At 45.5% G+C, this 13,596-nt stretch carries 15 protein-coding genes; 8 read left to right on the plus strand and 7 right to left on the minus strand.

Features of this window, described 5'->3' with window-relative positions:
• Positions 1 to 28: 28 nt before the first annotated feature.
• Complete coding sequence (locus LC454_RS13930) at positions 29 to 1,228, plus strand: TlpA family protein disulfide reductase (protein WP_223583103.1); 1,200 nt, start codon at positions 29 to 31, stop codon at positions 1,226 to 1,228.
• 71 nt (positions 1,229 to 1,299) lie between these two features.
• Here the strand turns inward: LC454_RS13930 and LC454_RS13935 are convergent, their stop codons facing one another.
• From LC454_RS13935 to LC454_RS13950, 4 genes are all read right to left on the minus strand, one after another.
• Positions 1,300 to 1,524 (minus strand): hypothetical protein, encoded by a 225-nt coding sequence (locus LC454_RS13935; RefSeq protein ID WP_223583104.1) that lies wholly within the window; start codon positions 1,522 to 1,524, stop codon positions 1,300 to 1,302.
• A 125-nt stretch (positions 1,525 to 1,649) separates the two neighbouring features.
• Positions 1,650 to 1,892, minus strand: coding sequence for a hypothetical protein (locus LC454_RS13940; RefSeq protein ID WP_223583105.1), 243 nt, complete (start codon positions 1,890 to 1,892; stop codon positions 1,650 to 1,652).
• Positions 1,893 to 2,011: 119 nt separating this feature from the next.
• On the minus strand, positions 2,012 to 3,022 hold the full coding sequence (locus LC454_RS13945) for a helix-turn-helix domain-containing protein (protein WP_223583106.1): 1,011 nt from the start codon (positions 3,020 to 3,022) through the stop codon (positions 2,012 to 2,014).
• A 50-nt stretch (positions 3,023 to 3,072) separates the two neighbouring features.
• Positions 3,073 to 3,474 (minus strand): hypothetical protein, encoded by a 402-nt coding sequence (locus LC454_RS13950; RefSeq protein WP_223583107.1) that lies wholly within the window; start codon positions 3,472 to 3,474, stop codon positions 3,073 to 3,075.
• 459 nt (positions 3,475 to 3,933) lie between these two features.
• Here LC454_RS13950 and LC454_RS13955 point away from each other — a divergent pair, with 459 nt between their 5' ends.
• From LC454_RS13955 to LC454_RS13985, 7 genes are all read left to right on the plus strand, one after another.
• Entirely contained in the window at positions 3,934 to 4,935 is a 1,002-nt protein-coding gene (locus LC454_RS13955; protein WP_223583108.1) for a hypothetical protein, read from the plus strand.
• On the plus strand, positions 4,898 to 5,344 hold the full coding sequence (locus tag LC454_RS13960; protein ID WP_223583109.1) for a helix-turn-helix domain-containing protein: 447 nt from the start codon (positions 4,898 to 4,900) through the stop codon (positions 5,342 to 5,344). Before LC454_RS13955 ends, LC454_RS13960 begins: the two co-directional genes overlap by 38 nt.
• A 613-nt stretch (positions 5,345 to 5,957) precedes the next feature.
• Entirely contained in the window at positions 5,958 to 6,602 is a 645-nt protein-coding gene (locus tag LC454_RS13965; RefSeq protein WP_223583110.1) for a DUF6266 family protein, read from the plus strand.
• Position 6,603: 1 nt separating this feature from the next.
• Positions 6,604 to 7,008: a DUF5675 family protein gene (locus LC454_RS13970; RefSeq protein ID WP_223583111.1), complete on the plus strand. Its 405-nt coding sequence runs from the start codon at positions 6,604 to 6,606 to the stop codon at positions 7,006 to 7,008.
• A 352-nt stretch (positions 7,009 to 7,360) separates the two neighbouring features.
• Positions 7,361 to 7,597 carry a hypothetical protein gene (locus LC454_RS13975; protein WP_223583112.1) on the plus strand — a complete coding sequence of 79 codons (237 nt, stop codon included), beginning with the start codon at positions 7,361 to 7,363 and terminating at the stop codon, positions 7,595 to 7,597.
• Complete coding sequence (locus tag LC454_RS13980) at positions 7,584 to 7,766, plus strand: hypothetical protein (protein WP_223583113.1); 183 nt, start codon at positions 7,584 to 7,586, stop codon at positions 7,764 to 7,766. Before LC454_RS13975 ends, LC454_RS13980 begins: the two co-directional genes overlap by 14 nt.
• 239 nt (positions 7,767 to 8,005) lie before the next feature.
• On the plus strand, positions 8,006 to 9,844 hold the full coding sequence (locus LC454_RS13985) for a glycoside hydrolase family 2 protein (RefSeq protein ID WP_223583114.1): 1,839 nt from the start codon (positions 8,006 to 8,008) through the stop codon (positions 9,842 to 9,844).
• 85 nt (positions 9,845 to 9,929) lie between these two features.
• Here the strand turns inward: LC454_RS13985 and LC454_RS13990 are convergent, their stop codons facing one another.
• From LC454_RS13990 to LC454_RS14000, 3 genes are all read right to left on the minus strand, one after another.
• Positions 9,930 to 11,081, minus strand: coding sequence for an iron-containing alcohol dehydrogenase (locus tag LC454_RS13990; RefSeq protein WP_223583115.1), 1,152 nt, complete (start codon positions 11,079 to 11,081; stop codon positions 9,930 to 9,932).
• A gap of 69 nt (positions 11,082 to 11,150) precedes the next feature.
• Entirely contained in the window at positions 11,151 to 12,026 is an 876-nt protein-coding gene (locus LC454_RS13995; RefSeq protein WP_223583116.1) for an AraC family transcriptional regulator, read from the minus strand.
• Between the two features lie 98 nt (positions 12,027 to 12,124).
• Positions 12,125 to 13,435, minus strand: a complete 1,311-nt coding sequence (locus LC454_RS14000; protein WP_223583117.1) for a mechanosensitive ion channel family protein — start codon at positions 13,433 to 13,435, stop codon at positions 12,125 to 12,127.
• Positions 13,436 to 13,596: the final 161 nt, after the last annotated feature.

Below are 13,596 nucleotides of genomic sequence, written 5' to 3' on the forward strand. Positions count from 1 at the left end.
TCCATTCCCGAAACTTTTAAAAAAATACATGATGAAAAGATTTATAAGCTTAGTAATACTCTATTTCCCCCTACTTCTTTTGGGACAAACAAAAGGACTGAAGTTGGGGGAGACCATGACATTTCCAGCGATGTCTCATGTGATCAGAAATGCCTCGCCAACACTTTTATGGGATTCGGTAAAATCTGACCTCATTATTCTGGACTTTTTGATGACCTCCTGTAGTTCGTGTATTGAGGCACTTCCCAAAAATCAGAAATTGCAGCAGCTATTTGGTGATCGGATTAAGATCGTTCCGGTCACCTTCGAAAGGAAAGAGCAGGTGGAGCGTTTTTGGAACAAAAATGATTACACAAAATCAAATACGCTTCCCGTCGTTGTAGAAGATCGGGACTTAAAGAATCTGTTTCCGCACCAAGGAGTTTCCCACCTGGTCTGGATCAAAAATAACAAGGTACTCGCTATTACAGCTGGGGATATGCTCACTGAAAAGAATATTCTGCAGGCACTATCAAGCGACGACTTGAAGGAATGGCCAATAAAGGATGATTTTTTCGTATCGGAAACGACCGGAAAAATAATGGGAGACGGATTTTACAGTCGTTTTGATAGTTACGTGAATGGCGCTAAACTGCAATACACGCTAGACAGTGTTGGCGAGCAGGTGCGCTTTCGCGCTGTCAATGTAACGCCTATTCCGTTATTTTTATATCTATACGGTTCCATCCGGGAGCTACCGCTGATGAAAAAGGAACGCATAAAGTTAGCAGTCGCAGATTCAACTCATTTTATTGAGCCTACGGACGAATCGCAATCCATCTGGATGAAAAATAATGCTTTTACCTATGAGTCTGTCTGGCCGATATCGATGGGGAAAGAAGAGTTGATAAATGCTATTATAGCTGATCTGGCAAATAGATTGCGCCTAAATGTCTCACTGGTTGATTTACCTGCAGAGGTATGGCAGGTCGCAAAAATAACGAAGAAAAAGAATAACGGCGGAGATGCGAAAAAAGAGGGGATGCCCTTAAAATTTTGGTTAACATTATTTGAGATCAATTATCCACAACTTCCACCGATTTTAATAGCGGGAAATGAGATGGAATTGATCGAGACAGAAAATGTGTCGGATTTTGATGGTTTACGTGCTGCCCTGAAAAAAAACAATTTTTCATTACAGAAAACGACCAAGAGCATACTGTCATTACGAATAACGGAAATCCGGTAGTGTATTAATTTTAATAGAAAGGCCGAAGTTAGAGCTTCGGCCATTTCTCAACAAGTTGTATTCCACGAAATTTAAGTTTTCAGGTTAACACCACCTGTGTTGCTGTGCGAATTCAAAGCATTAACCATATTGGTTAAAACAGCTACGTCTATAATCGGCTTTCCGCTACCATTATCTGTTGCAGTTATTGTACAGATTCGTTGGTTACCTGAACAGCTTGGAGGCGTTCCTGTAACCAAAGAGTAGCTCGCTGGACTAGTAGGAGCGCTTTGAATGTCTAATTGAAATAATGCCATGTTGCAAAATTTTAATAGTCAAATCGTGTTAATTAATCAGATACATCTGAGATTTATCCGGTTTCACAGTATACTGCCGGATGTGGCTGAAACGCCTTACGATGCCACCCCTTTTTGAGTAAATGCTATATCGTACCGCCTCGCGGGAATGTCGTAAACCTGCGTCCATGCCGGTCACGTACAGGGCCGGCACAGCAGCAGGTCATTGACCGCAGGAGGTTCATCTTTGAAGGACCAGAATACTTCAAGTGCAACAATTGTGATGGCCACTGCCGATATGGGGTTCTCAAATCCACGGCGAATGGTTTCTCGTCTAAAGAATGCATCCTGACTCGTTCTGTACGCTGTATATGCTCTTGCCCTGTCATACTTTTTTGTTTATAAATTCACCCAGTCCTAGGGGTATATATTTCATTAATCCTAAGATAGAGGCAAAAATGTCCTGCTTTTTGATTGAATACAGACTTTGATTTGATCAAACCCATAGTTAATCTTCGCCTTTGGGCGGCAATAGGGATCTGATGAATTCACTCGGTGTCAGGCCGGTATGTCGCTTAAAGAAATGACAGAAGCTGGACTGGTCACTAAAGCCACATCGGCTGGTGGTGATTTTGATCGATAGACGCTGCTCGAGACAATGTTTGGCTTTTTTCAATCGCTCCTGATTACTGTAATGCGTTATCGGTACGCCATAGCGCTCCTTGTGAAGATAATTTAGATATTGAGATTCGACGAATAAGCTTTCGGCAATGTGGATGATCAATACCGGCCCGTCAGTTTCGGCGATCCGGCTGCTGATCAGCTCCCGTGCCAGACGTACGATCAGATCGGGATGGCGCAATAAGCCCTTTGCTCTGAGCATTTTGTCCTTGATCAAGTAAAGTAGCTCCTGAATTTTTTTTAGGATACATAATTTCGGGATCAGGGGCTTTTTAAGCAGTTCTGTGCCTAGCTCGCCTAGGATGCGTCGGGTATGCTCCATAGCCTCAAAATCGAGACTTACGCGATATTGCACATGCTGCTGCCTATTGGCAGCCACAACTTCGTCCAAATAATCAAAGCCTGACAATCCATTCAAATCGAGCAGCTCCAAGGGTAATGTAAACCCTTGGATATGATACTTGCCTGGCTCAAAATGTAAGGTAATAATCGTAATGGGGGCATAGAAAAATGCACCATGAAAAGGACGGAGGTGAAACTCTTCCTGAATCTGGGGCTGATGATAATGCACGGGCTGCCGCCCCTCCAAGTGATAAAGTAGGTGGGTTTGCGGGCTTAGGATCTCAAAACTGATCTGGGTAGAGGCGCTGGCCTCGATGACGTAACTGTAACTCTCGAGATTGCCTGTTTTTAAATATTCTTCATAAATACTGATCTGGTTATTGCTGAGCAGTCTTGTTCGGCTACCTGGTAGCCGTTGAATAAAGGATTTTGTGAGCGTACTCTTGCTCACAAAATCCATTTCTGCTTCTATCAACTTGAATGACTCGGGTGGCATATAGCTGTTGATTTTGGGGAATTTCCATGTTTGTTTCGGAGAAACACGGACTAGCGGTATGCTGTATTCCGATAAACAATGCGGATAGAAAAATAACCGGTCGGCAATAAATTGCTTGTGACAGGTGGGGTACTGGATGAATTGTATCGTGATAGGATGATATCCTTGGGTGTATCTTCCTCCTCATCGGCCGAACTGCTTTCTTTTTGGAAATCGACCGCTAGATTGTTATTCCAGCTATCGGCAATCCCGATGCTAAGTTCGGTTTTGAGCGCGAGCGACATTGTATTCAGATATTGGATCTGGCTGAGGCGGAGATCAAAATAGGCAAGCATAAAGCCGACGAGGTCACTCATGACAAAGTTGATCATAGCAAGACGGTCAGCATAAGTGGCGGTCAATACTTCTTCTTGCAGGTCGTTTACACCTGCTTGGTCAAATGTTCTTTTCATATTTTTGCTGTTAAGTAAAACCACAAATAAATCGGCTAAAACCACGGAAAACAAGTGTTTCGATCAGAAATGACAGGATTCCGTAAATTTTGACGGAATGTTTCAAATCGAAATAAATTGACAATTAAAGGAAATTTTGTAAATTTGAGGTAAGTGTTTTTTGCAGGGGTGATTCTGGTAAGAGGGGATGTATGGTAGTGTGATGCGATAATACTCCTTAAAACACGTGTTTATTTGCTTTAAAGCCAATTACCTAACCTATTTGTCATCATTATGCGATCTGGTAAATTAAATAAAAGTAGAAGGTTGTTTTCGTATTTATTAAAAATTCCATCTCGCCGATGGGGCCGAATATTTTTTTATCCACTTTATATTTTCCTTTGCTTTATCATTGCTTTGATCATAAATCTGGGTTCCGCTGGTAGCAAGCTGGTGGACCGTGTCCAAAACAAGCGCTTTATGGCTGTATGGATCGGTACGGTTTTGCTTCTGCTGTTCTACGCTATGCTGATCAGCTATATGCATACAGCCTTGGTGGCTCGGCAGCGGTTCAGTAGGAATGCCAAGCTGAATTTTATGATTTATCTGCTCTGCTCATCCTGTGTTGTCCTCGCTATTCACGGGGTTGTACTGGAAGTATTGCTACCTGACAGGCCGGGATTAATCTTGCTTTCGCGATGGTATCTGACGACTGATTTTTGGTTTTTCTTTCCGATCGTGGCCGCGTATATACTGTTTGTGCATCGGTTTCCAAAATGGGTATTGCTGGACTGGCAATCTTTTGGTCGGGTGACGATTCATCTAACGGAGTCGAAACCTCAGCTCGATGGACATCCAGCGCCACTTTTATTAGAGATTGGAACCGGAACTTGTGAAAATCAAGATGCCTGTGAGCATGCGAATGTTCAGCTGGAAAAGAGCCCAAGGCAGCTCTCTTGGGATAATGTCCAGACGACAGAGATGGATCTCTCGTCTTTGACAAAAGCAGAATCCCAGGCTACGCTGCTCAGTCTATGGCAGCGCGATCGGGATCGCCTGGCACTGATGGTATACCTCTTGCGCAAATGGGAGGGTGAAGCGCTGATAGATAGTAATACGATAAAATGCCTGCACGCTGTGATCATCTATAAAGAACAGCGTACGGCGGATGTGTATATGCATGATGGCAAATTCTGCCGGATAGACGTGACCACCAAAGAGCTTCAGGAAAATCCCTGGCTGGTAAAAATACGGGCGCGGGTGTATGTCAATATGTTGTATTTTCGGGTGCCGGTAAACCGGCCTAATAAGTTGGAACTCAATGCTGAGATAAAGGAGAAACTAGAACGATGGTTGCCGGAGGACAAACTCAAAAGGTTGATCACGCCCTCCCGTGACCTCAGCAAAAACTTAAAAGATTTTTGGGGAATATTAAAATCGCTGGATGAAACAAAATTGGAGGAAGAGTTTAATCTGGCTTAAAATGGATGTATTGTTTAACGCTGTGGTGATGGGGCCCCTGCACAATGCCCATTGTGCGAAGCGGCTCGTTTCGGCGACCAGCATGTCTAATTGCATGGTTATGTTAAATTTAATGAACCGCATATGTGACCTTTTGGAGGTCATATCTTCTTTGCTGCAAGCGATCTTGAAGTATATAACAGAGGAAATGAATAAAGTTCCGGCAGGAACAGTGGAGATACCTGCCGAATTGGAACATATGCTTGATATCGCTCATGTACTCGATAAATTGGGTATTTCTGAATCAAAGTATTATCGGCTGGTCCGCGAGGGAAAGCTCCGTCCGAGGAAGCTCGGCAAACGGCATTATTACTACCCATCAGACCTGCACCAGCAGCTTGAAGAGAGTAGGCGGAAGGGGCGGATTTGACTTGTTTTCTAGGGGGAGCCATTCGGCTCCCTTTTTAGTATTGGGCATTTTGCCAATGCAGGTTTATAAAATATATTTTTATTTTTTCAATCGCAGGGTTATGTGCTGGATTTACCGGCACATTCCTGCCGATATCCAGCTCGCCTTCGAGAGCGCTTCGGCTCTCGTTTGGCTCCGCTTCGGGACAGCTTCGGCCCATGCTCGGGTCTCCTTCGGGTGGGCTTCGGGAGCTCTTCGGCTCGGCTTCGACTTCCAGCCGAACAGTACCCGAACAGCAGCCGAGGCGGAGCCGAACCTGTCTGCACCCCGAGTCGAGCAGGGCCCGAAGGGTAGCCAATAATTACCCCAATAGTAGCCGGGCCACCGACCTCGTGGGATGGTAAATTCCAGGTCTTTCCTAATGCCAAATTCCCTGAATGGCTGCGCCAATCTCCTATCAAACTCTCAATCTATTGCTGTAATCTGACAGGCAATGACAGTGCTCCCAATCATATAAAATCAATCCCTGTACTTCTTCGTTTAAGGCCAAAAGTCCCCTTAATTTAGCTCTTGCTAGCAAAATAAAGACTGCTCATGACAGTCGTAATTATTTATAAATCAAACATGTATAATCATGGCAAGATTCTTAAAAGGTATACACGGGGCCTACTCTGGGAAAGTGGGAAGTGTAATAGGAAGCAGTTGGCGAGGAGTGGATTATGTACGCTCACTCTCCAAGATCTCAAACAAAAAAGCAAGTGAAGGACAGATTGCCCAACGGGCTAAATTTGCAATGGCGGTAGCCTTTCTGTCGCCGATCATGGATCTGCTCAACCTGGGCTATTCGGACAAGCTGCAGGGCAAAGCAACGGGTTATAACAAGGCGCTGCAATATCTGATGAACAATGGCGGCGTGACAGGTACTTACCCAACACTGGAAATCGATTATTCAAAGATCGTTATTGCCAAAGGCTCATTGTCCAATCTGATGGCGCCCGAATGGTCAGAACCTTTTCCGCAGGAGATCGCGCTGACCTGGGCACCCGAGCTCAACAAATACAACTCCTTTGCTGATGATTCGGTCATCCTGTTGATGTACAACAAGAACAAGAATTTCTTCAGTATCCTGGAGTCTTCGACCAGGGCGGCAGCGAATCTGAGTTTCACGCTACCGGCAAGCTACGCGGGTGATGTACTCGAAGGCTGGGTCTTTACAGGCCATCGCGATGGTGTCAAGACTTCACCGAGTTTCCACCTGGGCGAACTGACCATTAGCTAACATGGCTGTCCAACACACCCTGCTGCTCCAACGAAAGTATGGAGCACAGGGAACCAATGGAACCGTCAGCTATCAGGGGGAGCCTATCTGCCATACGATTGAATTGCCAGATCTTAGCAACCTCCCTCGGATCAGCTGTATTCCTGTCGGTCGGTACAGGCTGGAAAAGCGGCGTTACCCGAAACATGGCGAACAGATCGGTATCCCCAATGTGCTGGGCCGTGAAGCAATACTGATCCATGCAGCGAACAATGCGCTGAAAGAACTGCATGGCTGTATCGCACCGGTGACGACCTTAACAGGTGAAGGTACTGGTGATTACAGTGGTAAGGCCTTGGCAAAGCTCAAAGCGCTGGTGTATAGCCTGTGGGATATGGGGGATGAGGTGTATTTGAATATTCGATAAATGAAGGGCCTGAATAGATCATTGCATTCTTTGATGTCATCTTTATAGTTATCTGGCTATATGAATCAAACTCGCTGCGCTCAGACAGTGATTCATATTTACGCCAGATCCCGTCAAAGCTTGACAGTCAGAACGCTACATTTTCTATTCTTGGCCCTTCATATTTATCGAAGCTGTTGTTGGGTGGATTGAAGTCGGAATGCTAGGCTTTGAATTCTTTGTCCTCTCATATTGTTCGAATAAAGAGTGGGATGAGGGGATGGGTGAGAACGCTATATTTTCTATTCTTGGCCCTTCATATTTATCGAAGCTGTTGTTGGGTGGATTGAAGTCGGAATAAAACTAATATGTTATGAAAAAAATCTTAAATAAAATCGGACAGGTACTGCAGGTGGTCCTGCTGGCGCCTGTCAAACTACCGGGAAAGGCGGGGAATATATTAAAGTACATTGCGCTGGGACTGGGAATACTGGAAACGGTCTTGGAAGAGGATAAGCCGCCGCCTGAAAGTGTTGATCAGCCAGATGGCAATGCTGATCCAGGCGATAGGGCTATGGAGGAAAGGAGTGAGGCCGATGAAAATCAATGATATGCGTATCTCTGCGATTGGCGGTACCATATGCTCGATCTGGGCAAGCTTCTCCTTGGGAGATGTGTTGCAGACGGTGCTGACTGCTGCACTTGGTACCATCGTTAGCTTTGCTACAAGCAGGCTCCTGGGATGCTGGAATAAAAAGGCTGGGAATAAGAAACTTTAAGTAGTATGGGAGGGCTGGATTAGTTTTAATTGAAAGGTCGGGATTAAAGGTCTCGACCTTTTTCATTGCCGTAGTATTGTTTCCTGGCCTTGGTTGTGGATCTCCGCCAATTACGCTGTTTATTGATTAATAATTCGATTTAGTTGCTTGTTTTCTTATATTTGAGTGATAAACCAACCTTTGCTTATAACTGAATTGAAATGATGAACCGAATGAAATGTCGACTGATAATCCTACTCATGGCGTGCTTAGCACTTGAAGTGGCAAAAGCGCAATCCCTAGATGATTTTACACTACCCACCCCCTGGACGGGCGAGGCATTAAAAGCCGAGACACCGCTGCCGGAATATCCTCGCCCGCAAATGCAACGTAGCGAATGGCAAAATCTCAACGGACGATGGGATTACATGGGTGGCAGTTCGCTGCCGGATCCGCGTCAAGCTGGCGCTCCACCGACATTTCCGAAAAAAGCCGAATCCATCCGTGTGCCTTTTGCTCCCGAGTCGGAACTCTCCGGAATTGCCCGGAGCGGGGAGAAATTTCTCTGGTACAGACGCGCTCTTAACATTCCATCCGCATGGAAGGGTAAACGTATTTTATTGCATTTCGGTGCGGTAGATCAATATGCTGTGATCTTTGTTAACGGTAAAAAGGTAGGTGACCATATAGGTGGATACCATGCTTTTAGCCTGGATATTTCAGATTTTCTAAAGGCGGGCGACAATACCCTTGTCGTGGGAGCCTACGACGCAAATGATGGTAAAACAGCATCTGGAAAGAATGGCGATAAAGGGGATTATACATTTAGCTCCGGCATCTGGCAAACAGTCTGGATAGAACCTGTACAGCAAAAGTACATCAGCCAGCTAAAACTGATCCCTGAGCTGAAAAATAACCGCTTGCAGCTAACGGCGCTCACTCAAGGCAGAGACCTCACAGTGGTTGCCACCGCACATGCGGATAACAAGCTGGTGGCGACAGCGACAGGAACGGATCACAACGCATTTTACCTCGATATCAGCAATCCACATCGATGGAGCCCTGATGATCCATTTCTCTATCAGCTGAAAGTGGAACTTAAAGATAAAGAGGGGCGTACAGTGGATCAGGTAGACTCTTACTTCGCGATGCGCTCAATCAGTATCGGCAAGGTGGACGGCATCAATAGAACCTTGTTAAATGGCAAATTTCAATTTCAGATCGGCGTGCTTGATCAAGGCTATTGGCCTGATGGCATTTTTACGGCGCCGACCGAAGCGGCTTTGCTCTACGATATCGAACTGGCGAAAAAGGCTGGGTTTAACGTCATCCGTAAACATATCAAAGTGGAGCCCATGCGCTGGTACTATCACTGTGACCGGCTTGGCTTAATGGTCTGGCAGGATATGCCCAACCTGTGGTATCCGGACGATACGGATTCGGTAGCGGTACGTAAACAGTTTCGGACCGAACTGCGGCAAATGATGGATCAGCTGCTGAGTGTTCCCTCGATCGTCACATGGGTACCTTTCAATGAAAACTGGGGGGCATTTGAGGTAGCAGATATAACCAAATGGACAAAAGCATATGATCCTACGCGCTTAGTAAACGGCAATTCGGGATATAATTACGCACCTGGATATCGGCCTGCGCAGGGTGACCCCGGGAATGGCGACTTTGTGGACAGGCACCACTATGGAAAGATGGAAGATAAAGCCTTTCCGCAGCCGGACGAAAATCGGGCCGCATCGTTGGGCGAATTCGGAGGAAAGGGTCTTTTTGTGCGCGACCATATGTGGCCCGTGGCAAATAACGCTTACGAGATCCTCATCAATAGGGATATACTCTCGGATACGTACGTCTACCTGCTCAATGAGATTGAACAGCGTATGTTGTACAGCGGTTTAAGCTGTGCGATCTTTACACAAACTTCAGATGTGGAGCATGAAATCAATGGGTTGGTGACCTATGATCGGCAGGTGGAAAAGTTCGACATGAAGAAAGTGAACGGGATAAATCAAGCAATCATCCACAACAGCGAAAGAATAGGCAAAAAGAAAAAGATCAGTTCAATTTCAAGGCTGTATCCGGTGGAGTAGCTGTAGCCCAGTCCTGGGTAGCTCCTGTATATATAAGCTGAGCGCACGATGTTGTAGTGCGCTCAGCTTATCAACTCAGCATGCGTTAACCGTTAAAAACAACACCTTCGTAACAAGCGTTATAGATGGCCTTGAGCTCTTCCAATACCGGAACCCGTGGGTTAAATCCTGTACATGGATCTAGCAACGCATTGTTGGTGATATAATCGATGTTTTTCTCCCAATCTGCTTTGGAAATACCAAATTCTTTGATGGACGAAATATTGTTGACCTCAGCACGTAGCGTTTCAATGGCCTGTGCCAGTTCCTCTGCGGTTTCTTTGCCGATCACCTTCGCTAAATCAGGAAAACGTGTAGATACTTTGGCATTGTAACGGATGACATTGGGTAGGAAGATCGCATTCGCAGCGCCATGGGGAATACCGTACAAAGCGCCTACTTGATGTGAGAGTGAGTGAACAATACCTAACCAGGCATTGTTAAATGCCAGACCAGCCATAAAGGATGCGTCGTGCATATTTTGTCGGGCCTGGATGTTTGTCGGGTTGCTGACCGCTTCTCTTAAGTTATTGAAAACTATTTCTAGACCGCCTTTGGCCAGTACATCTGCGTAATTGTCATCAATGTTCGATACATAGGCTTCCACACAGTGGGTCAGCGCATCCAGACCGGTATTTGCAGTGATATGCGCTGGCATGGAAGCACAGACTTCGCCGTCTACGATAGCGATATCGGGGGTCAGTTCGTAAGAAACAATAGGGTATTTGACGCCTTTTTCCCGGTCAGTGATGACCGCCAGGCCGGTTGTTTCGGTACCTGTACCACTCGTGGATGGGATAGCGATAAATTTCGCCTTGTTTCTCAGGCTAGGTACCGTAAAGGGTTTGACCAATGCGTCGAAATCTGCATCCGGATGTTCGTAGAATACCCACATCATTTTGGCGGCATCAATAGCCGAGCAGCCACCAAGGCCAACGATCCAATCTGGTTGAAAGGCCAGCATCGCTTCAGCACCGCGAAAACTTGTCGCCGAGGATGGATCTTCCTCTACTCCCTCAAAAACGAATGTTTCAAGGCCTGCTTCTTCCAAAAAAGCAATTGTTCTATCCAAGGTTCCGCTTTTACGCATCGAATTTCCTCCGGTCACGATGAAAGCTTTTTTACCCTTTACATGTTTCAGTTCTTCAAGGCTTCCCGCACCATGGAATACTTCGCCTGCAATAAATAATTTGCTCATTTTTCTATCTTTAAATTTTATGTCGCAAAGATAGGGTGGTCATAGGGCTCAGTTATTACACAAACGGGCCTACGTGTTATACATTTGAGCCAGCTCGTTCTGAAGCTGGGTGGGTGTTTCATTGAGTTTTGCTTTCACAAATTTGTTTAGTGCTGCCGGAGAGTTGAAACCCAGGTCAAAGGCAATTTCTTTGTGGGTAATATCGGCAAACATCAGCTGGCGTTTGATCTCGGTCAGGATCCGGTTGTGAATGGTATTGATCGCCGTATCGCCGCAGTGTTTTTTGCTGATGGCATTTAGCCTTTTGGGGGTGATATGAAGCCGATCGGCATAATACTGCACCGATCGCTGTTCTTTGTAATTTTCATGCAGTAATTTTTTGAACTCGATATACAGATGTTGGTCTGCGGTCTTATTCCCCAGAACGGGATGCTGACCGTGTACCGATTCGATAAGTTTGAGCAAAAAGATCTTGATGTAAAAGCGTGCTTCTTCCTTGCGTACCAAACTCGGATGTTCATAGATATTTTTGATCAGCTGGATCGTATGTATACTTTCGGCAAATTCCGTTGCGGATAGGACCGTGTTATTCAGCTGGGTCGAAAGGTTGATGTTATAGGGACTCAATTCGTTTTTGAGAATATCCGAACAGAATAATACCTCTTCAAATAAGATGATTTTGCCGGCCAACTGCTTCGAAATGGCCTGAATGGCGTGGACCTGGTTGGGGAAGATAACCGAAATCCGGCTGCTGTTCAGGATGTATTGCCGGTCTTCGATCTGTAGTTTTAAGTCGCCGCGCTGGATCACTAAAATGCAAAAGTGATCTTTTTGATGCGGTTCTGTATAGGCATGTATATGTTCAGCATCCAGATCAAATACCCGGAAAGATAGTTTCTCATCTTCTATTTTTTTGATCTGTTGTTTAAGCTGTAATCGTTCCATCAAAAATTGCTGTTGTTTAAAAAGAAAGGCAAAGTTAGGGATTTAAATCCGGCGGCGAAGCCTTCGCGCCGGATAGATATTGGATTTCTTTGTTCGGATTAGGCTGTGCTGGCCTGTTGCGTACGGAGCAATCGCAGGTCGTCGGATGCTGGTAGTTCAAATACCTGCAGGTGAAAGTGTTTAATGGCAGCCAATAGATGGTCAAAAATATCGGCCATTGTATCTTCGAAATAAGCCCATTGTGTACCCTTGGTAAACATGTAGAGTTCCAGCGGAATGCCGTATTCACTAGGTGCGAGTTGGCGCACTAACAGGGTTAATTCTTGATGGATATTGGGGTTATGCTTGGCATAGGCGAGTACATAGGCCCTGAACAGACCGATATTGGTCATCCTGCGGCCATTGACGGGCGAGGAGCTGTCAGTATTCCAGGTTTTATTGTAATCAGCAATCTCGCGCTCCCGTTTTTCGATATAGGGAGTCAGCAAGCGGATCTTTTTTAATGCCGTGATTTCCTCCTCACTGAGGTAGCGCACCGAAGACATTTTAATGTTCAATGCCCGTTTTATCCGACGGCCGCCCGTCTCTTGCATCCCACGATAGTTTTTGAATGAATCGCTTAGCAAGGTATAGGTCGGTATGGTGACAATAGTCTTGTCCCAGTTCTGTATCTTCACATTGTTGAGGTTGATCTGTAGCACATCGCCGTCCACACCATATTTGGGCATTTCTATCCAGTCTCCCACGCGGACCGAGTCATTGGCCGAGACCTGAATACTGGCCACAAAGCCCAGAATAGTGTCCTTAAATACCAGCATGAGGATGGCGGACGCAGCCCCCAGCGATACCAGAAAAGACCATGGCGAATTGCCCGTCAGGAGGGAAACGGCCAGCGTGCCGATTACAAAAATCAAAAAGATCTGTACCACCTGCAGGTAGCTGTCGATGGGCTTGTCTTTGAACGCATTGGAACTGCGAAAAATATCGCGGCAGGTTTTTAACAGGCTATTGACCAGATGATAGATGGTCAGCAACACTACGATATCCAGCAACTTGACAAGGGCAGCGGTAAGCACCGGAAAACCAAGGAAGATCATTGGAAGTAGCTGCCGTGTGAGCAGCACGAGTATAGTGCGGCTCACGCGTACATGCACCTTGTTTTCCAAAAGAAAATCGTCCCATTTGGTTGAGGTGCGCCGGGCAATCCTGTTCAATGCGGAATAAAAGATCTTGCGCATGATGTAATCAAATGCATAGAGCAGCACCGCGAAAGCGAAAAGTAATCCAGCGGCCGTAACAATATGTGCCTGCTGATCGGGTAAACCTAATTTGGCAAAGAGATCGAAAATGTACTGATAAATTGAACTTGTTGGTTGTTCACTGAAGTTAAGCATGTCTAAATTTTTCATATGAACAGACAAATTTACGGAGAAATATAAAAACGGGTTTTGAGGTGAAAAATACCCCTTTACACCTATTTTTACGCTTAAAGTTTGCTTATTGATTAATTTTTATTTATTTTTGTAAATTAATAGATAACCCGATAGCGAAAATTTTCTGTTTCGCGTCT

This window comes from Sphingobacterium sp. GVS05A (assembly GCF_019969845.1).
Lineage (GTDB): Bacteria > Bacteroidota > Bacteroidia > Sphingobacteriales > Sphingobacteriaceae > Sphingobacterium.